The 23,714-nt window shown below is 73.1% G+C and carries 19 protein-coding genes; 12 read left to right on the top strand and 7 right to left on the bottom strand.

Annotated features, from left to right (window positions below; all coding sequences use genetic code 11):
* Positions 1-104 precede the first annotated feature (104 nt).
* The 8 genes from LPA41_RS22315 to LPA41_RS22275 all read left to right on the top strand — a co-directional run bounded on the left by LPA41_RS22315 (position 105) and on the right by LPA41_RS22275 (position 10,897).
* Positions 105-1,682 (top strand): acyltransferase family protein, encoded by a 1,578-nt coding sequence (locus LPA41_RS22315; RefSeq protein WP_229072639.1) that lies wholly within the window; start codon positions 105-107, stop codon positions 1,680-1,682.
* Positions 1,683-1,813: 131 nt separating this feature from the next.
* A complete protein-coding gene (locus LPA41_RS22310) occupies positions 1,814-2,356 on the top strand; it encodes a chemotaxis protein CheW (protein ID WP_229072638.1) in 543 nt (180 codons plus the stop codon).
* A complete protein-coding gene (locus LPA41_RS22305; RefSeq protein WP_229072637.1) occupies positions 2,353-3,717 on the top strand; it encodes a protein-glutamate O-methyltransferase CheR in 1,365 nt (454 codons plus the stop codon). The genes LPA41_RS22310 and LPA41_RS22305 overlap by 4 nt, the downstream gene beginning before the upstream one ends.
* Positions 3,714-4,256, top strand: a complete 543-nt coding sequence (locus LPA41_RS22300; RefSeq protein WP_229072636.1) for a chemotaxis protein CheW — start codon at positions 3,714-3,716, stop codon at positions 4,254-4,256. Before LPA41_RS22305 ends, LPA41_RS22300 begins: the two co-directional genes overlap by 4 nt.
* Positions 4,253-5,722: a methyl-accepting chemotaxis protein gene (locus LPA41_RS22295; protein ID WP_229072635.1), complete on the top strand. Its 1,470-nt coding sequence runs from the start codon at positions 4,253-4,255 to the stop codon at positions 5,720-5,722. Before LPA41_RS22300 ends, LPA41_RS22295 begins: the two co-directional genes overlap by 4 nt.
* Entirely contained in the window at positions 5,722-7,857 is a 2,136-nt protein-coding gene (locus LPA41_RS42480; RefSeq protein WP_304523790.1) for a response regulator, read from the top strand. Before LPA41_RS22295 ends, LPA41_RS42480 begins: the two co-directional genes overlap by 1 nt.
* A complete protein-coding gene (gene cheB / locus LPA41_RS22280) occupies positions 7,854-8,918 on the top strand; it encodes a chemotaxis-specific protein-glutamate methyltransferase CheB (RefSeq protein WP_229072634.1) in 1,065 nt (354 codons plus the stop codon). The genes LPA41_RS42480 and cheB overlap by 4 nt, the downstream gene beginning before the upstream one ends.
* The gene (locus tag LPA41_RS22275) at positions 8,915-10,897 is read left to right on the top strand and encodes a response regulator (RefSeq protein ID WP_229072633.1); all 1,983 of its coding nucleotides are present in this window, start codon (positions 8,915-8,917) and stop codon (positions 10,895-10,897) included. Before cheB ends, LPA41_RS22275 begins: the two co-directional genes overlap by 4 nt.
* Before the next feature lie 6 nt (positions 10,898-10,903).
* Here LPA41_RS22275 and LPA41_RS22270 read toward each other — a convergent pair whose 3' ends face one another.
* The 3 genes from LPA41_RS22270 to LPA41_RS22260 all read right to left on the bottom strand — a co-directional run bounded on the left by LPA41_RS22270 (position 10,904) and on the right by LPA41_RS22260 (position 16,693).
* Entirely contained in the window at positions 10,904-13,237 is a 2,334-nt protein-coding gene (locus tag LPA41_RS22270; RefSeq protein ID WP_229072632.1) for an N-acetylmuramoyl-L-alanine amidase, read from the bottom strand.
* Positions 13,238-13,415: 178 nt separating this feature from the next.
* Positions 13,416-15,929, bottom strand: a complete 2,514-nt coding sequence (locus LPA41_RS22265) for an FtsX-like permease family protein (RefSeq protein ID WP_229072630.1) — start codon at positions 15,927-15,929, stop codon at positions 13,416-13,418.
* A complete protein-coding gene (locus LPA41_RS22260; RefSeq protein ID WP_229072629.1) occupies positions 15,926-16,693 on the bottom strand; it encodes an ABC transporter ATP-binding protein in 768 nt (255 codons plus the stop codon). The genes LPA41_RS22265 and LPA41_RS22260 overlap by 4 nt, the downstream gene beginning before the upstream one ends.
* A 148-nt stretch (positions 16,694-16,841) precedes the next feature.
* On the opposite strand from LPA41_RS22260, the gene LPA41_RS22255 reads away from it, so the two are divergent.
* Entirely contained in the window at positions 16,842-17,990 is a 1,149-nt protein-coding gene (locus tag LPA41_RS22255) for a sensor histidine kinase (protein ID WP_229072628.1), read from the top strand.
* Positions 17,991-18,039: 49 nt separating this feature from the next.
* A complete protein-coding gene (locus LPA41_RS22250; RefSeq protein WP_229072626.1) occupies positions 18,040-18,678 on the top strand; it encodes a response regulator transcription factor in 639 nt (212 codons plus the stop codon).
* Positions 18,679-18,705: 27 nt separating this feature from the next.
* Here the strand turns inward: LPA41_RS22250 and LPA41_RS22245 are convergent, their stop codons facing one another.
* The 4 genes from LPA41_RS22245 to LPA41_RS22230 form a co-directional block, all read right to left on the bottom strand.
* Entirely contained in the window at positions 18,706-19,704 is a 999-nt protein-coding gene (locus LPA41_RS22245) for a sulfotransferase (RefSeq protein ID WP_229072624.1), read from the bottom strand.
* A gap of 199 nt (positions 19,705-19,903) precedes the next feature.
* Complete coding sequence (locus tag LPA41_RS22240) at positions 19,904-20,428, bottom strand: GNAT family N-acetyltransferase (RefSeq protein WP_229072622.1); 525 nt, start codon at positions 20,426-20,428, stop codon at positions 19,904-19,906.
* A gap of 33 nt (positions 20,429-20,461) precedes the next feature.
* Positions 20,462-21,004, bottom strand: a complete 543-nt coding sequence (locus tag LPA41_RS22235; protein ID WP_229072621.1) for a DUF305 domain-containing protein — start codon at positions 21,002-21,004, stop codon at positions 20,462-20,464.
* A gap of 11 nt (positions 21,005-21,015) precedes the next feature.
* On the bottom strand, positions 21,016-21,780 hold the full coding sequence (locus LPA41_RS22230; protein ID WP_229072620.1) for a lytic polysaccharide monooxygenase: 765 nt from the start codon (positions 21,778-21,780) through the stop codon (positions 21,016-21,018).
* Between the two features lie 128 nt (positions 21,781-21,908).
* On the opposite strand from LPA41_RS22230, the gene LPA41_RS22225 reads away from it, so the two are divergent.
* Together LPA41_RS22225 and LPA41_RS22220 are read left to right on the top strand one after the other, a co-directional pair.
* On the top strand, positions 21,909-22,211 hold the full coding sequence (locus tag LPA41_RS22225) for a DUF1905 domain-containing protein (protein ID WP_229072802.1): 303 nt from the start codon (positions 21,909-21,911) through the stop codon (positions 22,209-22,211).
* Between the two features lie 857 nt (positions 22,212-23,068).
* Entirely contained in the window at positions 23,069-23,707 is a 639-nt protein-coding gene (locus LPA41_RS22220) for a VOC family protein (protein ID WP_229072619.1), read from the top strand.
* Positions 23,708-23,714 lie beyond the last annotated feature (7 nt).

The following is a 23,714-nucleotide window of genomic DNA, read 5'->3' as shown; positions in this document are numbered from 1 at the left end:
CCGTGAATCCGCATTGTTCCGTCGAACGGGTTAATCCGCCACGACGTTTCTGCTGACTGTCCGGACGGTCCCGTTCATCACTCGGCCGCCGCTAAGTTCGCCCGGTGCGAAATCGATACCTGGACCTGCTCCGCGCCGTGGCGATCGTCCGGGTGATCGTCTACCACCACTTCGGATGGCCGCTGCTGTCCATCGTGTTCCCCGCCATGGGCGTCATGTTCGCGGTCGCCGGCTCCCTCACCGCCGCCTCCCTGGCGAAGCGCTCCGCCGGGGACGTCGTCGTCTCGCGGGCGCGGCGGCTGCTGCCACCGGTGTGGTTGCTCGGCCTCGTCACGGTGCCGGCGATGCTCCACGCCGGCTGGACCGGCGAGACCGGCGGCGAGCACCCGTTCCAGCCGGGCACCCTGGTCTTCTGGCTGCTGCCGCTCGGCGACCCGCCCGGCAGCGACGCGGGGGCCTTCGTCTGGGACGCGCTGTGGTACGTCCGCACGTACCTCTGGCTGGTCGTGCTCTCCCCGCTTCTCTACCCGGTCTTCCGCCGGGTCGGCTGGCCGGCGCTCGCGCTCCCGCTGCTGCTGATGGCCGTGCTCCAGCGCGGCTCGTTCGGCATGCCGGCGGCCGCCGAGTCGGCCCTGTGGGACCTGGCGACCTACGGCGCGTGCTGGCTGGCCGGTTTCGCCCATCGGGACGGCCGCCTCGGGCGTACCTCTCCGGTGCTCGTCGCTGGCGCCTTCTTCGCCCTCGCCGGCACCGGGCTGTACTGGCTCGTCCAAGGTCACGCCGAGACCGGCTGGGACCTGAACGGGGTCTCCGAGGCGCAGGCCGTCTACTCCCTGGCGTTCGTGCTGCTCGCGCTGCGCTGGCAGCCACCGATCGAGCGGCTCGTCGCGGTGCCGGCCGTCGACCGCGCCGTGAACCTGCTCAACTCCCGCGCCGTCACCGTCTACCTCTGGCACGGCGTCGCGATCGCCTCGGTCTGGCCGATCCTGGCCTTCGTCGCCATGGAGGACCTGGGCCGGTTGGAGGCACCGGTGACGCTCGGCATCACGTTCGCGGTGACAGCGGTGGCCGTGGTCCTGTTCGGCTGGGCCGAGGACCTGGCCGCCAAGCGCCGCCCCCGCCTCTGGCCGGCCACCCGCACACCGGCCGCCGCACCTGTCGCGCCACCGGTCGGCCCCGTCCCGGCCGGCTGGCCGGCGGCCGACCCCGCATCCACCGCGACCGCGCCCGCCGGGTTCGTACCGGAAGCCGGCGTCCTGCCGTCGCCGGTGGCCGGGCCGCAGATCGCCGCGGCCGACACCGCGCACATGCCGGCGCCGGGTCTGCGGCTCGGCCCGGACGATCCCGGCCTGCGTCTCTCCTCCTCCCCCACGCCGGAGACCGCGCCGCAGCTGCGCCTTCCCACGCTCGCCACCGAGATGCCCGGCGTGGACATGCCGGTCGCGGGGCGGCCGGCGCCAGGGTTCGTGCCGGGCGCGCCGGATGCTCACGCCGGCGAGCCGGCGCCGAGCCCGGCGCCGGGACAGGTACCGGAACAGGTGCCCGGAGGCTATGACGGTGTGCCGTGGGCGGGCCGCGCCGTCGACGCCGGTGACGGGCGTGCGCCATGGCAGGTGGGGCCGCAGCGCGGGGCCAGTGATGCGGGCGAGGCGCCGGCGATGCGGTACGACGGCGCGCCATGAGCAGCCGGTCCCGGCGGGCGGAGGGCGGCCGCTCGCCGGGACCGGTGGTGTCGTGCCGGGTCGCCGACCGGCAGGGGTGCAAAGCGAGCGAAGCTCGCGAAAGCCCGTGAATCACTCGCTAGCCTGAGCGAGTGGTGGGGCAGCGGGGTGAGTCAGCCGGGATTGTCGCACTGGTCTTTCAGGCCGGCGCGTTGTTCTGCGCGTTCCCGCTCGATGAGGTGGTCGAGACGATGCGGCCGCTGCGGACGCGGCCGCTCGCCGGGACGCCGCCCTACGTTCGCGGGCTGGCCATCCTGCGCGGCGCGCCGTCGCCCGTCGTGGACGTGACCCGGCTGCTCACCGGTGAGATCGGGGACATCGAACGCTACGTGGCGGTCCGTGCCGGGCAGGGGACGATCGCCTGCGCCACCGGGCCGGTCCTGGGCGTGCAGGAGATCGACGTGGTGCCACCCGAGGGGCCGGTCGCGATTCTCAGCGGCGTGGTCTCGAAGTCGCTCGTCGCGGCGGTGGGCCGGATCGGGACCGATCCCCTGCTGCTGCTGCACGGCATCCGGGCCGTGCCGGACGAGGTGTGGGAGGCCGCGAGCGCGGCACTCGCCGCCGCGCCGGAGGCGGCGCACGCAACGGAGACGGCGGCGGGCCGGGTCGCCGAGACCGCGGGGGCGGCGGGATGATCCGCGGTGCGGACCTGGCCCGGTTCTGGGAGCTGCTGCAACGGCGGCTCGGGTGGACCGCCACCGATCAGGACGGCGCGCAGACCGCGACCGTGCTGTCGGCGCGGGCGGCAGCGCACGGGTTGAGCGAGCGGGAGTACCTGAACCGGCTCGCCGAACCGGGCTGGGACGGTGAGACGGCGGAGCTGGCGGAGGCGCTCAGCATCACCGAGACGTACTTCTTCCGGCACAGCGACCAGTTCCGGATCCTGCGGGACCAGGCGTTGCCGGCGCGGATCGCGGCACGGGCCGGGCAGCGGGTGCTGCGACTGATCTCGGTGGGGTGCTCGTCCGGCGAGGAGGCGTACTCCCTCGCCATCGAGGCCTGCCGGGCCCGGCCCGGCAGCGATTGGATCCTCGCGGTGACCGGGGTGGACGCGAACCGGCGGATGCTGGCGAAGGCCCGGACCGCGACCTATGCCGGCTGGTCGCTGCGGGAGACACCGGATGACATGCGGCGGCGCTGGTTCCGGCCGGCGGGCGACGAGTTCCGGGTGGCCGACGAGGCGGTCGCGATCGTGCAGTTCCTCGAGCAGAACCTGGCCGACGAGGCGCCGCACCTGTGGCAGCCGGGCCGGTACGACGTGATCTTCTGCCGCAACCTGCTGATGTACCTCACCCCGGCCGTCGCCGACCGGCTGATCCGGCACCTGACCGATTCGCTGGCCGAGGGCGGATACCTGTTCCTCGGGCACACCGACTCGCTGGGCAGCGACCCCGACGACCTCGAGGTCTTCCACGACGGCGGTACGGTCTACTACCGCCGCGCGCAGCAGCCCCGCCGGGAGTCCCGGCCCGCACCGGCACCGCCGCCGCGCCAGAACGAGACGGGTGCCGGGGACGACTACGAGCGGGCGCTGGGACTGTTGCGCGACGACCGGTTCGCCGACGCCCTGGACGTGATGCGCGCACCGTCCGGGGTCCGCGAGCTGCTGATGCGCGGGGTGCTGCTCGCGCAGACCGGGCGGGTCGAGGAGGCCCGGGACGCCGCGCACCGGCTGATGGACATCGGCGGGCCACACCCGGACGCGCACCACCTGCTCGGCGTCTGCCACGAGCTGGACTGCGCCGAGCAGGCGGCCGGGCAGTACCGGCTCGCCGCCTACCTGGACCCGGCCTTCGCGATGCCCCGGCTGCGGCTGGGCCTGCTGTTCCGGCGGCGCGGCGACGACCGGGGGGCGGTGGCGCACCTGCAACCGGCGCTGGAGCTGCTGGTCCGGGAGGACGAGGAACGGATCGTGCTGTTCGGCGGCGGGTTCGGGCGGCTGGCCCTCACCACGCTGTGCCGTGCCGAACTCGAGGCGTGCGGGGTGCGGCGATGACCGGGCGGACCGTCGCGGAGCGGGTGAACCGGCTGCGGACCGACTTCGACAGGTCGTTCGCCGAACCGGCCCGGACCGTCGGCGCCGACAGCGTGGAACTGCTGGCGATCGGGGTGGGCGGGCGCCCGTACGCGTTGCGCCTCTCCCAGGCCTCCGGTGTCCATCCCGACCGCGCGGTGACCGCGCTGCCCACCCCCGTGCCCGCCCTGCTCGGTGTCGCCGGGTTCGCCGGCGCCGTGGTGCCCGTCTACGACCTGGCCGCCCTGCTCGGCCACCCGATCCCGGAGCGCCCCCGCTGGCTCGTCCTGACCACCGGCGCCCCGCCGCTCGCGCTCGCCTTCCACCGGCTCGACCACCATCTGCGGGTGCCGGTCGTCGACGTGGTGGAGGGCTCCATCGGCGACGCCGGGCCCGGCACCTACCTCCAGGGACTGGTCCGCCTGCCGGACGGCAACCGGCCGATCGTGGACGTGCCGGCGACCCGCGCTCTCGTACATCAGCTGGCCGGGCACCAGCCCGACCCGAAGGAGACGTCATGATGGCAGGGCACACGTTCGGCCGGAAGCTGGCCACCGGTATCGCCATCACCATCGTCTTCACCCTGCTGTCGGTCTTCGTGGCGGTCTTCGGGCTGTCCCTGGCGGTCGAGTCGAAGGACCGGGTGATCGCGGCGGCGACCACGAACCTGACCGGGGCCGAGGCCCTGGGCCGGATCTTCGAGACCCGGCTGGCCAACGTGCGCGGCTATCTGCTCTACGTGACCGACGAGTACGCCGACGCGGCCACCGCCGACCGGACGACGTTCCAGCAGCAGGTCGCCACGTTGCGGGAGTCGATCGAGGACGACGCCACGCGGGACAACCTGGACCGGGTGGCCGCGGCGGAGCAGGCGTACGCCGACGCGATCGCCAAGGTGATGAACCAGCGGGCCAACGGCGCCACCGTCGACGACATCGTGCGGCTCAACGACGGCCAGGCGAAGCCGCTGCGGGTGACCATGCAGGACGAGCTCGCCGATCTGATCGCGCGGGTCCGCGCGGACGTGGAGGAGCGCCGGACGGAGTCGACGGACCAGGCCGGCCTCGTGGTCGCTGTCATCCTGGCCCTGGGTGCGCTCGCCGTCGCCTGCGCGGGCGGCGTGGCCTGGCGGCTCAACCGGGACCTGCGCCGCGAGGTCGGTGCGGCGGTCGGCCACATCCAGAGCTCGTCGGCGCAGCTGGAGGCGGCGGCGTCGCAGCAGGTCAGCGGCGGCCGGGACCAGGCGAGCGCGATGAGCGAGATCACCACGACGATCAGCGAGCTGCTGATCACCTCGCGGCAGATCGCCGAGTCCGCGCAGCGGGTGTCGAAGATCGCCGAGGACACCGAAGCGGCGGCCCGGGCCGGCGACTCGACGATCGACCAGACCCGGATGTCGATGACCGCGATCCGGACGCAGGTGGATCAGATCGTGCAGCACATGCTGGCGCTCGGCGAGAAGTCGCAGCAGATCGGCATGGTCGTCGACCTGGTCTCCGAGCTGGCCGAGCAGACCAACATCCTGGCCATCAACGCGACCATCGAGGCGAGCGGCGCCGGTGAGTGGGGCCGGCGGTTCGCGGTGGTGGCCGAGGAGATTCGCAAGCTGGCGGACCGGACGGCGGCGTCGGCCAAGGAGATCCGGGCGCTGATCGAGGACGTCCGGGGCGCGGTCAACACCACGGTGATGGCGACCGAGATCGGGGCGAAGGCGGTGGACTCCGGCGCCCGGCAGTTCAACGAGGCCACCAACTCGTTCCGGGAGATCGTCAAGCTGGTCGCCACCACGAACGACGCCACCCGGGAGATCGAGCTCAGCACGAAGCAGCAGACCACCGCCGTCGAGCAGGTCAACGTGGCCGCCGGCGACACCGCGCGGGTCTCCCGCGAGACCGAGGCCAGCGCGGTGCAGACCAAGCAGACCGCCGCACACCTCACCGCGCTCTCCGGTGACCTGCTCGAACTCGTGGGTTCCGGTAAGCACTGATGGGGGGCCGTGACCCGCTCAGGTACTTCCGGCTCGAGGCGCGGGAGCTGGTCGACCAGATCAGTGCCGGGGTGCTCGACCTCGACCAGCGGCCGGGGCCCGAACCGGTGGGCCGGTTGCTGCGTGTCGCGCACACCCTCAAGGGCGCGGCCCGGGTGGTGAAGCAGAAGGAGATCGCGGACCGGGCGCACGCGTTCGAGGACATCCTGGTCCCGCACCGGTCGGGGGACGCCCCGCTGGCGGCCGAGGAGATGCGGGAGTTGCTGCGTCTCAACGACGAGATCGCGGCACAGGTGGCCCTGCTGGAGGCACCGCCGCCGCCGGAAGCTCCCGAGCCGCCGGAACAGCCGGCGGCCGCGGCGGGCGAGCCGGCGGTCCGGCCGGCCGCACCTGATCCGGCGCCGGTGCCGGTGTCGGCGCCGCAGCCGCCGCCCGCGCCGGAACCGCTGAGCGGGCCGGGCCGGGCCACCACCAGCGACCTCGACGAACTGCTCGACGCGATCGGCGAGACGAACGCGCAGATGATGCCGCTGCGTGACGGCTGCGGCACCATGGAACGCCTGCACCGCAGCGCCGAGGCCCTTTCGGACCAGCTGCGCGCCGGCCGCTCGGCGGTGGACGGCCCCGTCCGGGTGTCCGCCGAGCGGCTCGCCGCCGAACTGGGTTCGGCGAGCCGCCGCTTCACCGACGCGGTCGACCAGATCGTGCGCGGGCTCGACGACGTCCGGGCCAAGGCGGAAGGCCTGCGGCTGGTGCCGGCGGGGAGCATCTTCACCACGTTGCGCCGGGCGGTCCGCGACGCCGCCGACGCGGAGGGCCGCCGGGTGCGGTTCGTCTCGCGCGGCGCGGACATCCGGATGGGCGCGCACCTGCTCAGCCCGGCCAGTGGCGCGTTCCTGCACGTGGTGCGCAACGCGGTGGTGCACGGCATCGAACCGGAACCGGAGCGGCTGACCGCCGGCAAACCCGCCGAGGGCACCGTCACCTTCGAGGTGGAGCGGCGCGGCCGGTGGGCCCTGTTCCGCTGCTCCGACGACGGCCGGGGCTTCGACCTGGCGGCACTGCGGCGCACCGCGCAGGAACGCGGGATGCTCGGTCCCGGCGACCCGCCGCCTGCCGACCGGGAGCTGCTGGACCTGGTGCTGCACGGCGGGATCAGCACCTCGCCGAAGGTCACCGAGGTGGCCGGGCGCGGTATCGGGATGGACGCGGTGCGGGACGTCGCCGCGCAGTTGCACGGCGAGGTGCGGGTGCGCAGCACACCGGGCGAGGGTGCCACCGTGGAGCTGGTCATCCCGCTGACGCTGCTCAGCATGACCGGCCTGATGGTGGAGGCGGGCGGCGCCACCGCGACGGTCCCGCTGGACGCGGTCCGCGGATGCCTGCGGCTGAGTGCCGCGGAGGCGGCCACCGCGACCTCCAGCGGCCGGATCCTGTACGACGGGAGCGCGGCACCGTTCCTCCCTCTGGCCGAGGTGCTCTACACCGGCGACACGGTCCCCGACGTGCCGGGCACCGGGGCCGCCGTCGTGCTGAACTGCACCGCCGGCACGCTGGCGATCGGGGTGGACCGGCTCTGCGGCACCTCGGCGCTCGTCGCCCGCCCGCTGCCGGACCTGGCGCCCGCGTCACCGATCATCAGCAGCGTCTCGGTCGAGGCCGACGGCCGTCCCCGGCTGGTGCTGGACCCGGAGGGCCTGGCCACCGAGGTGCTGCGCCGGCACGGCAGCGGGGCCGGCACGGCCGCCTCGCCGGCCGCCGAACCGCTGCCGGTCCTGGTCGTCGACGACTCGCTGACCACCCGGATGCTGGAGCGCAGCATCCTCGAGTCGGCCGGTTACCAGGTGGAGCTGGCCGCGTCCGGCGAGGAGGGCCTGGAGAAGGCCCGCGCCAGCCGGTACGGCCTGGTGCTCAGCGACATCGACATGCCCGGCATCGACGGCTTCACGCTTGTGGAACGGATCCGGGCCGACCCGGAACTGTCCGGCGTCCCGTGCGTGCTTGTCAGTTCCCGGGCCGGCGCCGAGGACCGGGAACGCGGCCGTTCCGCCGGCGCCGACGCCTACGTGGTCAAGGGCGAGTTCGACCAGGAGGAGCTGTTGGCACACATCCGTCGTCTGGTGGTGCGCTCATGATCCGGGTGCTGATCGTCGAGGATTCCCTCACCATGCGCCACCACCTGCGAGAAGCCTTGGCGCCCGATCCGGAGCTGCAGGTCGTCGGGGAGGCCGTCGACGGCGAGCACGCCGTCGAGCTGACCGGCCGGTTGCGCCCCGACGTGATCACGATGGACATGATGCTGCCCGGGATCAGCGGCCTGGCCGCGACCGAGCACATCATGGCCGAGCATCCGACGCCGATCCTGGTGGTCTCGTCGGCCGACCGGCAGGAGTTGTTCAGCACCTACAACGCGCTGGCCGCCGGCGCGGTGGACGTGCTGGAGAAGCCGCGCGGCGACGACTCGGACGCGGACTGGGGGCGGCGGCTGCGCACCACGCTGCGGATCGTCTCCCGGATCCGGGTGATAACGCATCCGCGGGCCCGGCTCGGTGCGCGGGGCCGTACCGCGGCACCGGTGCCGCCCGCCTCCCCGGTGCCGGTCGCCGCGCCCGCGCTCGGCGTGGTCGCGGTGGGTTCCTCCACCGGTGGTCCCGGCGCCCTCACCGAGCTGATCCGCGAGCTGCCGCCGAACTTCGCCACCCCGGTGCTGGCGGTGCAGCACATCGCGGCGAGCGAGCAGTTCGCGGTGGCGTTCTCCGACTGGCTGGCCGGGCAGACCGGCCGCAACGTGCGGTACGCGATCGACGGCACCCCGGTCAGCCGGATCGCCGGGCAGGTACTGCTCGCGCCCCCGGACCGGCACCTCTACGTCCGCGACAAGCTGGTGCGGCTCAGCGACGGCCCGCCCCGGCACTCCTGCCGGCCGGCGGTGGACGTGCTCTTCGAGTCGGTGGCGGCCGAGTTCGGGCCCTCCGCGGCCGGTTGCCTGCTCACCGGGATGGGCCGGGACGGCGCGACCGGGCTGCTGCAGATGCGTAACCGGGGCGCGATCACGTTCGCCCAGGACGAGGGGAGCTGCGTCGTCTACGGGATGCCCCGGGAGGCGGCGCTGATCGGCGCGGCCGCGTACGTGCTGCCACCGGCCCGGATGGCCGGCCGGATCGCCGAACTGCATCCCGTGGCGGGCCGGCGATGACGCCGACCGTGCTGATCGTGGACGACAGCCTCACCGTGCGGATGGACCTGCACGAGGCGTTCTCCGACGACGGCTTCACCACCGTCCTGTGTGCCAGCGGCACGGAGGCGCGGGCGGCGTTCGTGGCGGCGGTCTTCGACGCGGCGGTGCTCGACGTGATCCTGCCCGACGCGGACGGCCTTGAACTCCTCGCCGAGCTGCGCGGACTCCGCCCGGACGTAGTGATCATGCTGCTCTCCAGCGAACAGGAGGTGGCCGACCGGCTGGCCGGGTTGCGGACCGGCGCGGACGAGTACATCGGGAAGCCCTACGACGCGGGGTACGTCGTGGCGCGTACCCGTCAGCTGCTTGGTGAGGCACCGCAGGGCGCCGACCGGACCAGCGTGCTCGTCATCGACGACAGCATGACCTTCCGCGAACAGCTGCGTGACCTGCTCGAACCGGAGGGATACGCGGTGCTGACCGCGGCCAGCGGCGAGGAGGGCCTGCGGATGGCCGCCGACCGCCGGCCGCACGCGGTGATCGTGGACGGTGTGATGCCGGGCATCGACGGCGCCACCGTGATCCGCCGGATCCGGCTGGACCCGGCGCTGCGCGACACCCCGTGCATCCTGATGACCGCGGCCGACGACTACGCGACCGAGATGCAGATGCTGGAGGCCGGCGCCGACGGGTTCGTCCGCAAGCAGCAGGACCTCGCGGTGGTGCTGGCGAAGCTGGCGGCGGTGCTGCGGCAGAGCGCCGAGCAACTGCCGATCGAGGGCTTCGGCAACCTGTACGGCCCGGGCAAGGTGCTGATCATCAGCACGAACGACGACGACCGGCAGGTGTGGGCGGACGCGCTGCGGCCCGAGGGGTACGACACGGTGCTCTCGGCCAACATCGGCGAGGCCTTGGAACTGCTGGCCGAGCAGCCGGCGGACTGCATCGTGGTCGGCTTCGACGACGACCTGGACCGCGCCCGGAACGCCTGCCGCAGCATCCGGGACGTACCGCAGATCGGTGAGCTGCCGCTGATCGTGACGGGTGACGAGCACGCCATGCTGGACTGCCTGTCGGCGGGCGCCGACGACTACGTGCGGCGCGTGGACATCCCGGAAGGGCTGCTGGTGCACGTCCGGGCGCAGATCCGCCGCAAGCAGTCGCACGACGAGTCGCGCCGGATCCGCGAGGAGCTGATGCGCCGCGAGCTGGACGCTGCCGAGGAGCGGTCGGCGCGGCAGCTCGCCGAGACCCGTGCCGCGCTGGTCGAGGAGCTGGAGTGGCGCAACCGGGAGCTGGAGGCGTTCTCCGGTTCGGTCTCGCACGACCTGCGCGGCCCGCTCCAGGTGATCAGCAGCTTCGCCGAGCACGTCCTGGACGAGGAGGACGGCGAGCCGCTGGGCGAGCAGACCCGGCACCGGATCACCCGGATCCACGCGGCCGCGCTGCGGATGGCCGACCTCGTGGAGTCGCTGCTGATCCTGGCCCGGGCCAGCCGCGGCGAGCTGCGCCGGGAGAGGTTCGACATGACGGCCACGGCGCGGCAGGTGATAAGTGATGTGGCGGCGCGGGACCCGAAGCGGATCGTGGAGTACGCGGTTCCCGAGGGGATGACCGCCGACGGCGACGAGGGCCTGGTCCGGGTGATCCTGGAGAACCTGATCAACAACGCGGTGAAGTTCACCCGCAAGGTCGAGCACCCGGTGGTCGAGGTGGGTCACGAGGGCGACCGGTTCTACGTCCGGGACAACGGCGCCGGGTTCCCCGCCGAGCAGGCCGGGCAGCTGTTCCGCCCGTTCGCCCGGCTGCACGACGCCCGGGACTTCCCGGGCACCGGGATCGGGCTGACCACCGTGCACCGGGCGGTGGAACGGCACGGCGGTGAGATCTGGGCGGAGAGCGCGGAGGGCCGGGGCGCGACGTTCTGGTTCACGCTGCCCCCGGCCGCCGAGCCGCCCGGCCCGGAGCGGCGCGCGAACCCGCGCCGCTCCGGCTGACGACCGTCAGTTGCCGAAGACCAGGCCGTCCGAGATGACCGTCGGGCGGCCGGAGGTGCCCAGCACCTCGATCATGATCTTGTGCTTGCCGTTGGACAGGTTCCGGGTCCAGACCGCCTGGCGGTACGCGTTCTTACTGGACCGCAGGTCGACCGTGCTGACCTTCTTGCCGTCCACCCAGATCGCCACCTTGCCGGACTTGGCGGTTTTGGAGAACAGCAGCGCGGCGGTCCGGCCGCTGAACGTCCAGGTCAGCTTCCGGCCCTTGGCGGAGGCTGACAGCGCCTTGCCGTTCAGGTGCGCCGGCTTCTTCACCGTGGTCCACGCACCGGTCTTCTTCGCCGAGGTGTCCGCGAGCAGCGACACCTTGCGCTTGATCTGCGCCGTCTTCGCGTTGCCCGACAGGTCCCGGGCGGTGACCGTGTAGGTCGAGGTGCCCGGCTTGACCGTGGTGTTCCAGGCCCTGGTGGCCGGGCCGAGCGCGGCGCGGCGCGGTGACGTCACGGTGAACCCGGTGAAGGCGAGGTTGTCCTTCGCCGACAGGGTCAGGGTGACCGGTGCCGACGTGGTGCTGTAGGTGCCGGTACGCAGGTTGACCGCCATGCCCGCGGTCCACGCCGGCACGGTGACATCGCTGTACACGGTGGCGCCGACCTGGCTGCCGAGGCCGGAGACGTGCACGGCGCGGACGGCGACGGTGTGCCGGCCCGGCGTCAGGATCACGCTCGCCGAGCGGGCGGCCGCGGCCGGGGTGCTGACCTTGCGGTTGTCGACGTACACCTCGAACCGGGCCAGGTTGGCGGTGGGCGTGCTCAGCGACCAGCTCAGCCCGGCGGTCTTCTTGACGTAGTACGCGTTGTTCTTGACCCCGCCACCGCTCACCTTCAGCGTCAGTCCGGTGACCTGCTGGGTGGCACGGGAGCGGATGGCGCCGAGCCGGGTGTAGAGGTTGTCGCCCGGGCAGACGGTGGCGTCGCCGTCCCGGTGACCGGAGATCCGCTGGAGGGTCACCGAGTCGTTGATTTTGAACTTGTCGTTCGTCGAGCCGGCCTTGACGGTCACCGTGCTGGCCGGGTTGTAGCCGTACTTGGTGAGCCGGGCCGCCGCGACCTGCGCGATGGTCGTCTCGATCGCACTGCTGGACGCCTGGTACCGGAAGTCGCCGATCACCGCGATGCCGGCGTAGTTGGTGTTGAAGCCCTGGGTCTGCGCGCCGACGATGGGTTCCTCGACACCGCCCTTGCGGCCCTCGTAAAGCTTGCCGCACTTGTCGACCAAGTAGTTGTAGCCGATGTCGGACCAGCCGTTGCTCTTCACGTGGAAGGTCTGGATGCTCCGGACGATCGCCGCCGAGTCGGCGCAGGCGTAGTCGTTGGTGGTCGCCGTGTGGTGCACCCAGAGGGCACGCACCTCGGTGCCCTTGGAGATCGACTTGACGATCCGCTCGTCGGCGCTCCAGCCGGCTCGGCTGACATACGCCGGGAACTGCGGCCGGGCCTGCGCGGCCGACGGCGCGACGGTGTTCGCCCGCGCGCCGGGACTGGCCGGCGCGGACGGCTTCGCGGTCGTCGCGGCCGGCGCCGGCGCCGTCGTCGCGGCCGGCGCCTCGGTGGTCTCCTCGGGCCCGGCCGTCGTCGCGCTCGGCGCCACCGGCTCGGCGGGCGCCTCGGTGGTCTCCGCCGGCTCGGCCGTCCCGGTCGGCTCGGCCGGCGCGTCGGTCGTCGGCGCCGGGTCGGCGGACGAGACGCTCGGCTCCGGCGACGGGCTCTCGGTCACGGCCGCTCCACCACCGGCACCGCCGCTCGGCGAACCCGGGTCGACCAGGTCGAGGCGCATGCCCCTCGGCAGCCCGTCACCGGCGCCGGCGATCCGGACGGCGACGCCGTCGGAGGGGCCGACCCAGATCGGCACGGTGCTGCCGCGGCGGCCGGAGTCGGCCGCCTCGGCGCCGTCCGGCTCGTCGTCCGAGCGCTCCAGACTCTGCCAGCCGGTCCACTTGCCGCCGGCCACGCCGCGGGTCTTGACCTGGATCGTGCCCTTCGGCGCGGCGGCCGGGTCGGACCAGGTGATGCCGAGCAGGCTGAACCGCTTCGTCTCCCGCTCGGGGACGTCCACGTCGCCGCCACCGGCGGGCGCGGCGATGTCGACGGTGTTCAGCTCAGTCTTGATCTTCGGCGGGGTGGCTGCCGGGTCCGGCGCCAGGACGGTGACCGCCTCCGCGCCCGCCGCCGCCGCGGACGTGGGTTCCGTCGCGTCCGGCCAGGCCAGCACGGCGACGCCCCCGCCGGCCCCCAGCACCGCCGCGGCGGTACCCAATCCGATGGCCAGCCGTCGATTCATCAACCCGGTCCCCCATGTGAAAGAAGCTCATGCGGGCGTGAACGCTACCGGACCGTCCGCTCCACCGGGCGCCCGGATCGAAAGATCGTTATCTGTGAGCGCCCGGTGACGCGGGCCGCCGTCGCCGGGGCCCGCGTGACAGCCGTCCGGCAGGGCTTCCGGGCCGCTCAGCCGGAGCTCAGTCGGTGCTCAGCGCCGTCACCGGGCTCACCCGCGCGGCCCGGCGCGCCGGCAGCACACCGGCGAGCGCGGTCAGCGCCACCAGCGCGGCGAACACCGCGGCCAGCTGCCACACCGGCAGGGTCAGCGGCGCGTTCACCCCGGTCGCCTGGAGAGCGAGCCAGGCGTACGGGACACCCAGCGCCAGCCCGAGCGTCGCACCGATCACGCCGTACAGGGCCGACTCGGCCGTGAGCATCGCCCGCAGCCCGCCGCGCGACATCCCGATCGCCCGGAGCAGGCCGGACTCCCGGACCCGTTCCACCACCGAGAGCGCGGTCGTCGCCCCCACGCCCACCACCGCGATCAGCACGGTGAGCCCGATCAGCAGCAGGGCGACCGCCAGCAGCACGGTGAGCGCCGTGTTCAGCTGGTCGCGCTGGTCGGCGAGCACCGCGATGCCGAGACCCTCCTGGCCGGCGGTGACCTGCCGCAGCGCCCGCAGCCCCGCGGTGCGCCCGTCCTCACCGTCGCGGGCCGCGTCGGCGAGCAGCCCGGTCGCCGCGGCCGGCGCCCCCAGGGCGGTCAGATCGGCCGGGTCCACCACCAGGCCGGTGTGCAGCGGCGCCATGTCGGAGAGCACCGCGACCACCCGCAGCGACACCGCACGCCCACCGGCCGAGACCACCGCCGTGTCCCCGGTGCCCAGACCGGCCTGGTCCGCGACGTACCGGGCCAGCAGCACCGTGCCCGGCCGCAGGTCACCGACCGTGCCCGAGGTGCTGCCCAGCCCGGCCAGCCGGGGCAGCGCGGTGATTGCCAGGTCGGTCGCGGCGACATCCTCCAGCGCACCGACCCGCACCGCGCCCACCCGCCGGTACGGCGTGACCCGGCTCAGGTCCGTGCTGCTGCGGGCCTGGTCCACCGCCGAGGCCGGCAGCGCCGCGCCCTCCGCCGCGGCGAGCTCGTAGTCGGCCGGCGCCGAGGCCGCCAGCTCCTGCTCACTGAGGGTGCGCACCGAGGCGCCACCGACCAGGACCCCGGCGATCATCGTGACGCCGAGTGCCACCACCACGGCCACCGCCGCGGCCCGCCGGGTGCTGCCGCCGATCCCGCCGACCGCGAGCCGGCCGACCGGTCCGAGCCGGCGCAGCGGCCAGCCGGTGACCGCGAGCACCGGGCGGACCAGGGCCGGGCCGAGCGTGATCAGCGCCAGGAAGGCCAGGCCGCCGGAGCCGACGGTGGCCAGCAGCAGCGGCATCGGGTCGTACTCCGTCGGGTCCGAACCGGGCAGGTTCAGCACGACCACACCGGCCACCCCCGCCGCGAGCAGGGCAAGAAGCAGTCCGCTGGCCCAGCGCAGACCGCCGATGCCACGCCGCGCACCGGTCGTCGCGGCACTGCGCAACGCCTCCAGCGGCGCCACCCGCGCGGCGGAGACGGCCGGGGCGCCGACCGCGACGACGGTGATCAGCACGGCCAGCGCGACGGTGCCGAGAGCGGCCGCGACCGGGTAGCCGGGCGCGGCGACCTTCCAGCCGAACAGCGACAGCAGGGGCGGGAGGGCGTGCCCGGCCAGCAGTGCGCCGAGCACCCCCGCGACCCCGGCGACCAGACCGGTCAGGACTCCCTCGGCGATCAGCGCCCGGGCCAGCGCGCCCCGGCCGGCGCCGACCGCGCGCAGCAGGGCCAGCTGCCGCATCCGCTGGGCGAAGACGATCCGGAACGTGGACGTCGCGATCAGGCCGGCCGCGATCACGGCGACCAGCACGAACGCGCCGACCACGGCGAACACCTGGGTCACCTCGGCGGCCGCCGCACGGGCCTCGGCCAGCCGGACGTCGGCCCCGGTGGACACCTCAGGCGCCGTCTCGCCGGCCGGGACGCGACCGGCGGTCAGGGCGGCGATCTCGTCGCGCACCGCGCCCGCGTCGGCGCCGCCGTCGAGGCGGACGTCGATCTGGTTCAGCACGCCGGAGCCGGCCAGGGTGGTCACGGTGGTCGTTCCCGCGTACGCCTGTGCCCCGAAATCGTCGCGTGGGGTGACCACGCCGACCACCTGGAGGCGCACCGTGCGGCCCTCCCCCGCCTCGGCCGGGACCGTCGCGCCCACGCCGAGGCCGAACCGCTCGGCCGTGCGCGGCGACACCGCGATCTGGCCGGGCCCGTCCGGGTACCTCCCCTGACTCAGGGTGACCACGCTCAGCGGGCCGGAGCCGGGATCGGCGAGCACCGCCAGGTAGTCACCGTTCACCCCGAGGCCGGCCTCGGTGCGGCCGGCCGTCTCGGCGACGCCGGTCAGCCCGCTGATCCGCCCCAGCTGCCCGGCGGTGAGCACGCCGTCCCGGACCACCAGGTCGACGGCTTCGGGGGTGCCGCTCAGCCCGTTGAGCACGCTGCGCTCGGTGATCTGCTGGGCGAGCACCGTCGCGTAGACGACGAACGACGCGACGAGCACGGCCAGGCCGGTGAGCAGCATCCGGGCCGGGCGCCGGGTGACGCCGGCGAGCTGGGTACGCAGCACCGGGTTCATCGGATCGCCGCCAGCTGGTGCAGGGCCTCGGTCACGGTGGCCGCGTTCGGCTCGTGGATCTCGCCGGCCGGCCGGCCGTCGGCGAGCAGCACCACCCGGTCCGCGTACGCCGCCGCCCCCGGATCGTGGGTGACCATGACGATGGTCTGGCCCAGGTCGCGCACCGAGTCCCGCAGCAGGCGCAGCACCTCGGCGCCGGACCGGGAGTCCAGGTTGCCGGTCGGCTCGTCGGCGAAGACCACCTCCGGCCGGGACACCAGCGCCCGTGCCAGGGCGACCCGCTGCTGCTGGCCGCCGGAGAGCTCGCTGGGCAGGTGGGTGAGCCGGCCGCCGAGGCCGAGCGCGGTGATCAACCGGTCGTACAGCGCCGGGTCCGGGCGCCGGCCCGCCAGGTCCAGCGGCAGGGTGATGTTGGCGGCCGCGGTGAGCTGCGGCAGCAGGTTGAACGACTGGAAGACGAAGCCGATCCGCTCCCGGCGGGCCTTGGTCAGCACCCGGTCCGGCTGGCTCGTCAGGTCGGTGCCGCCGAGCAGCACCCGGCCCGAGGTCGCGGTGTCCAGGCCGGCCAGGCAGTGCATCAGGGTCGACTTGCCGGAGCCGGACGGTCCCATGATCGCGGTGAACCGGCCACGGTCGAACCCGACTGTCACGCCGTCGAGGGCGCGGACCGCGGTGTCACCGGAACCGTAGACCTTGACCAGGTCGACGGCCGCGACCGCCGCACGGGCGTCCGGCCCGGCCACGGGTGAGGACTGCGTCTGCATAGGAGCTCCAAGAACGCTGGGAACGGACGAACAGAGCTTGATCGAGACGTCCGGCGCTCACATCGGCCGCCGGACCGGCTTCCGGCCGGGGCGGGGTCTGCCTTTCGGCCGATGGGGCGGCCGCACCGACCGATTACGCTGGGTCACGATGAACCGCATCCTCATTCGTGCCGGCCAGGTCGCCGCCCTCGGCGTCCTGGCGCTGCTCGGCATCATCGACATCGGCGGTGGTCTCGGCAGCAGCCCGTTCGCCCTGGCCCTGATCGCGACCCCGATGGCCGTCGCCGCCGTCTGGCTGCCCCGGCACAAGCCCGGTTCGCGCACGCTGCCGGTCGCCGCGATCGTCGTCTCCACGATCTCGCTGACGATCACCGCGCTGCTCGCCATGACCCACGACTACTACGGCAGCCTGTGGGGCCTCGCCGAGTCGGCCGCGTTCCTCGTGGTGGCCGCCGTGGTGGCCCGCAACGCCCGGCCCGCCTGGGCGGTCGGGTCGCTGCTCTTCGTCGGGCTGGCGGTCGCGGCGATGCCGCTGCGCGCCGGCGGCTCCGCCATCTACGTCACGTTCGGCCTGGTCCAGGCGCTCGGCGTGGCCGGCGCCATCGGCGCCGGCGTCACCCTGCGGAACATGGAGAACGCGCGGCGGCGAGCTTTGGACACGGTACGCGCGGAGCAGCGCGCCGAGTTCGCCCGCGACCTGCACGACTTCATCGCCCACCACGTCACCGGCATCGTGGTGCAGGCACAGGGCGCCCGGTTCATCGCCGAGCAGGACCCGAAACGGGTGCTGCTGGCCCTCGAACAGATCGAGAACGCCGGCGCCGAGACGATGGCGTCGATGCGGCGGATGGTCGGCGTGCTGCGCGACCCCGAATCCCGGCCGGACGCGCCGCTCGCCCCGGTCGCCGGCGTGGGCGACCTGCCCGCGCTCGTCGAGCAGTTCACCGCCGCCGGTGGGCTGCCCGCCCGGCTCGACACCGGCGGCGACGACGGCGCCGGGCTGCCGGTGGAGGTGTCCACCTCGGCCTACCGGGTGGTGATGGAGGCGCTCACCAACGTCCGCCAGCACGCCCGGCAGTCCTCCGTCGTCGACGTCTGGCTGCGACGCACCGACACCCAGCTGCTGGTCCGGATCGCGAACGACGGGCCGCCGCCCCGTCCGGCCGGGCCCCGCGACCGGCCGGGGTACGGTCTTGCCGGACTGACCGAACGGGTCCGGGCCGTCGGCGGCCAGTTCTCCGCCGGCCCGGGGGTCGACGGCGGCTGGGTGGTCGACGTGGCCCTGCCGCTCTCCTGACCCGCTCGCCCGCCCACCCGCTCATCGCTGCTTCCACCGAGGTGTCACGTTGATTCGCGTTCTCATCGCCGACGACCAGGCCATGGTCCGCACCGGCTTCGGCATGATCATCGGCGCGCAGCCGGACATGGAGGTGGTCGGTGAGGCCGCCGACGGCGTGGAGGCGGTCGCCGCGGCCCGGCGGCTGCGGCCCGACGTGGCGCTGCTCGACATCCGGATGCCGAAGATGGACGGGCTCCAGGCGCTCAAACTGCTCGCCGGGCCGGACGTGGCCGACCCGGTCAAGGTCGTCGTGGTCACCACGTTCGACCTCGACGAGTACGTGCACGCGGCACTGCGCAACGGCGCGGCCGGCTTCCTGCTCAAGGACTCCGGCCCGGCGCTGCTCGTCGAGGCGGTGCGGGCGGCCGTCTCCGGGGATGCCCTGATCAGCCCGTCGGTGACCGTACGCCTGCTCAAGCACCTCGCCACCCCCGCGCAGCCGGCGGAGGACGGCGGTCTGTCGCCGCGGGAGCTGGACGTGGTGCGGCTGACCGCGCGCGGCGCGACCAACGCGGAGATCGCGACCGAGCTGTTCATCTCGGTGGGGACGGTGAAGACGCACCTGGGCAGCGTGCACGCGAAACTCGGCACCCGGAACCGGGTCGAGATCGCGGCCTGGGCCTGGGAGCGCCGCCTGCTCGGCTGATCCCCCGCCCGCCTTCCGCCGCCGGGGTCAGCCGGTGCGTTGCCGGGTGGTCAGGCGGGCCGCCACCGGCGGTTCGGCGCCCTGACCCGTGCGGACCTGCGTCCACAGCTCCCGCGCGGCGCTGCGGGCCGGGCCCAGCCGGTGCCGGGCGATCAGCTTGGCGTCGGCACGCATCCGGGCGCTGCGAGGCACCGGCAGGGACGGCCGGTAGCCGAACTTCGCGAGCCGGTCACCGAACGCGGTCTCGCAGCGGCGCACCTCCTCCTCGGTGAGCCGGCTGCGCCACCGCGCGACGCGCTCGGTCGTCGGCTCCTGATGGGTCATCGTGTGCCACGTCTTGTACTCCGGCACCGCCACCGAGGCGATCCGGTGGGGCCGGGTCATCGCCGGGTCGAAGTCCTCGTCGAGGAACGCGCAGATCGCGCGCAGGTGCGGCTCCGGGTCGGCGACCAGGTCCTCGTAGCGGACCATGTGGTAGACGTCCGCCGGGTACCGGCGGGCGGCCAGCAGCGACGCGTCCGCCGAGTACGTCCAGTAGTCGACGAGGGTGTCGAACTCGGCCGGCTTCCACGGGGTCTCCTTCAGGGAGGAGACGCAGTCCCGGCCGTCGCGCATGATGTTGATGATCTGGGCGTCCGGGAAGAGCCGCAGGATCGTCGGCAGGTGCCGCAGGTAGAGCGGCCGTTTGTCACCCCAGCGGGGTTTGCCGAACCGGTCGGCGTACATCTTGAAGACCGTGCCGAACGCCGAGCCGAGCGTCGGCGGGCCGGCCACGATCGCCTCCACCACCGCGCCGGGGTCCAGGCCCAGGTCGCCGAACTGGTGGGTACCGGTGATCCACTCCCCCAGGGCGCGGCGGGCGGCAGGATCGGTCAGGTCGCCGAACTCGGCGCGCCGGCTGTATCCGGCGAGCAGGAACCGGGTCTCCGGCGGCAACGCGATCCGCGGATGGGCGTGCAGCATGAGCTGCAGCATCGTCGTGCCGGAACGGGGACAGCCGACGACGAAGATCGGTCGGTCACTCACCACGGTGACTCCTTTCCTGGCCTGCCCGGGACGTGATCACCTGCCGGGCGGCCGCCTGCGGGAGGCGGTCGCCACCGGGGCACGATCATGGAGACCAGAAAAAGATTCCGCAAATACCCTGTGCAGCCAAGGGGTACACACTGTTAACGGGCTGTGAATTACCTGGCAATGTGGACCGTCGCGGTGAAGAAGGCTCCGGTCAGAGGGCGATCCAGTAGCGCTTCACGGTGCCGATCTCGCTGTCCCGGACGTCGTCGAAAACACCGCCGTGCCGTTCGATCAGCCGCGCCGACACCGCGTTCGTGACGTCACAACTGATCATCACCCGCTCCAGGCCGAGCCCGCGGGCCACGCCCAGCATCTCGCCGAGCGCCCACGAGGCTAGGCCGCGGCGGCGGGCGGAGGGGCGTACGCCGTACCCGATGTGGCCGCCCGCCCGGAACAGGAAATCGTTCAGCTCGTGCCGCAGCGAGATCGTGCCGAGCACCCGGTCCCCCTCGACGAGCCACCGGTACGTGCAGTGCACCAGCCCCTCGGCCGGCCGCACCGAAGTGTCCTCCTCCGTGCGCAGCCGCCGCACCCACGCGGCGAAACCGGCGGGCGAGTCCACGTCGTCACCGGCACGCAGACCCGAACCGGGCTGGTGCACGCCCCGGCCCCACTCGTCGCGGGACCGGAGCCAGGCCGCGTGCAGCCGGGTGTCGGGGGCGATCAACTCGGGCATACCGACACCGTACCGATGCTGGTCAATGCGTTTTCAGCCCGCGGCCAGCGCCAGAAGGCGCTGGATCTGCCCCTGCCGGGTGGTGCTCATCGATTGGGCCAGATTCTTCACCTCCGGGTACGCGCCACCGGTCGCCTCCATCCGCAAGGTCTCCATCGTGTTGTGCAGGTTCCCCAGCAGCAACGCCACGGCGATCCGGTCGAAGTCGGTGCCCTTGGCCGCACGCAGGCCCGCGATGTCGCCGTCCTGCAGCGCGTGCAGCGCACCGTGCCCGGCGTGCAGCTCGGACGCCGACGGCGCGGTCACCGGCTGCTTCCAGGCGGCCAGCCAGTCGCGCATCCGAGCCGACTCGACCTGCCACTGGCCACGCAGCTCGGCGGCGAGGGTACGGATCTCGGGGTTTACCGCACTCTTCTCGGCGACCGCCGCCACCTGCTCGCCCTCGCCGATCTGCTCCAGGGCCATCTGCAGGAACATCACATCGGTGTCGTTGTGCGCGGCGACCTCCGTGTCACCGCCGCACCCGCTCAGCAGCAGGACGAGCAGCAGGAGGAGTCCTCCCGCTGCTCGCCGCACTGCCGGCACTCCTAGACGGCGGTCCACAGCGCCGCGACGTACGGCGGTTCCCACCCGCTGATCGCGGTGTGCGCCTGCCGGCACTGGTAGCTGCGACCGGCATAGGTCACCCGGTCACCTGCCTTGTACGCCGTACCGGCCGCCCACGTCGTCGACCCGGGGTTGGTCGTCGCGGGCGGCGGCGTCGGCGTGGTCGGCGCCGGTGTGGTGGGGGCGGGCGTGGTGGGCGTCGGGCCCGGCGTGGTCGGCGTCGGGTTCGTGGCGCCGCCGAAGTTCACGTCCACGCAGGAGTAGAACGCGTTGACCGTGTCGGCGACGTTCCACCGGGCCAGGACCGTCTGCCGGCCCGAGTACCCGGAGAAGTTCACCGTGTGCGTCTTGGTGGCGCCGGGCTGCGCACCGTTGTCGTTGAAGGACGCCACCAGCCGGTTGCCGATGAAGTACTCCCACGTCGACGTCCGGTGCCGCGCGGTGATCACCCAGTTGAAGGTGACGCTGCTGCCGACACTCGCCGCCGGCCAGTTCTTGCTGTTGTCGTTCAGCACAGTGAAACGGCTGCCGCCACCGTTGCACTGCGTCGAACCCTTGGGCTGCTCGACGCTCTGCGGTTCGTACACGATGTCGCCGCACCCGGAGACCGCGCCGCTCGCGCAGTTGGCCTGCCGGCTGGGCGGCGACGAGATGTAGCCGTGCGCGGACGCCGGGGAGACGGCCACGAACATCGATCCGGTGACCGCCGCGACGGTCAGTGCGGGGAGGGTGAACCTGCGCTTCATACACGAGCTCCTTGCTTGGGGGTGATCGGGGAGCGTGCTCACCAACGTAAATGAATTCCGGGTAACAGTAAACAATGTTAAATATTTTTATGCCGTTGGTTGTCGTACCCCTGTGGGATGCTGCGCGGGTGCTGGTGGAGTTCGAGGCAGAGTTGTGGGTGTGGGCGGCGCGACCGGCCGAGACCTGGACGTTGGTGAGCCTGCCCGTGGAGACGTCGGCCCACATCCGCGAGATGGCCGGCGGCGTCCGGCGCGGCTTCGGGTCGCTGCGGGTGCGGGCCACCGTGGGCACGAGCACGTGGACGACGTCGGTGTTCCCGGACAGCGGGCGGTCGGCGTACGTGCTGCCGGTGAAAGCCGCGATCCGCAAGGCCGAGTCGTTGTCCGTCGGCGACACGACGAGCGTGCGGGTCGAGCTGCTGGATCTCTGAGGGCGCGGTCCGTCTGCCGCGGTCGGTCCCATCTGCCGGCTGTCACCCACGGTCGCCGCAAACCCGATCCCGACAGCCACCAGCGACAGCCGGACCCGCCGGGCTGTCACCCACGGCTGCCAAGAACCCATCCCGACAGCCACCAGCGACAGCCGAACCCGCCAGCTGTCACCCACGGTCGCCGCAACCCCACCCCGGCAACCGCCAGTGACAGCTGGACCCCGCCAGCTGTCACCCACGGTCGCCGCAAACGCGATCGAGCAGCCACCAGCGACAGCCGGACCCGCCGGGCCATCACCCACGGTCGCCACAAACCCGATCCAGCAACCACCAGTGACAGCCGAACCGGGCTGGGCAACCACCAGCGACAGCCGAACCCGCCAGCTGTCACCCACGGTCGCCGCAAACGCGATCGAGCAGCCACCAGCGACAGCCGGACCCGCCGGGCTGTCACCCACGGTCGCCACAAACCCGATCCAGCAACCACCAGTGACAGCCGAACCGGGCTGGGCAGCCACCAGCGACAGCCGGACCGGCTGGGCAGCCACGGTCGCCGCCAACGCGATCGGGCAGCCACCAGCGACAGCCGGACCGGCTGGGCTGTCACTGGCTTGGGCTCAGAGTCGTGCGGCGGCTTTTGGACCGCCGGAAGCGCAACCCCGGCGCCGGCCACCGAACCGGATCCTTTGACGGCCTCGAGCGGCGGAAAGCCGGACGGTCGAGCACCAGCAGTACCGACCGGATCGGCGGGCGGGCCGACCAGGGCGGTGGCAACCCGGGCGGAGGTGGGGCGGTGGGTGGGCACGGGGAGGGCGGGAAGGGGTGTGTGTGGGAGGGGTGTGCGCGAGCATGAGGGGATGACGAAGCTGAGTGCACGGGAGATCGTTGAGCAGGCGCCGGAAGGGTGGGTCTATCTGCTGGGGTCGTTGCGGACGCGGCTGATGACCGGGGACTTCGCGAAAGGGCTGGCGCTCGTCGCGGCGATCGGGGCGGCGGCTGAGGCTGCGGACCATCATCCTGATCTGGATCTGCGGTTCACCTATGTGGATGTGCGGCTGGTCAGCCACGACGTGGGTGGGGTGACGGGGCGGGATGTGCGGATGGCCCGTACGATCGCTGATCTTGCCGGGCAGGCTGGGGTGGCGCTGAAGGGTGCCGGGATCGCGCGGCTCGAGTTTGCTCTGGACAGCCCGGACCATGCGAAGGTGCTGCCGTTCTGGCAGGCCGTGTTCGGTGGCGAGGCGGGTGCGGACGACATCAAGGATCCGGACGGGGTGCTGCCGACGGTCTGGTTCCAGCGGTCCGGTGGCGAGGAGCCGCGGCAGCGCTGGCACCCGGATCTGTGGGTGGACCCGTCCGAGGTGCGGCCTCGGATCGATGCGGCGCTCGCCGCCGGTGGGACGCTTGTCAGTGATGCGGAGGCGCCGAGCTTCTGGGTGCTCGCCGACCCGGAGGGCAACAAGGTGTGCCTGTGCACCTGGCAGGACCGGGCTTGAAAACGGA

Origin of the sequence: Actinoplanes sp. DH11, assembly GCF_020873875.1 — a bacterium.
GTDB lineage: Bacteria > Actinomycetota > Actinomycetes > Mycobacteriales > Micromonosporaceae > Actinoplanes.
The sequence above is the reverse complement of the archived record's forward strand: the minus strand, read 5'-3'. Positions and strand labels throughout refer to the sequence as shown.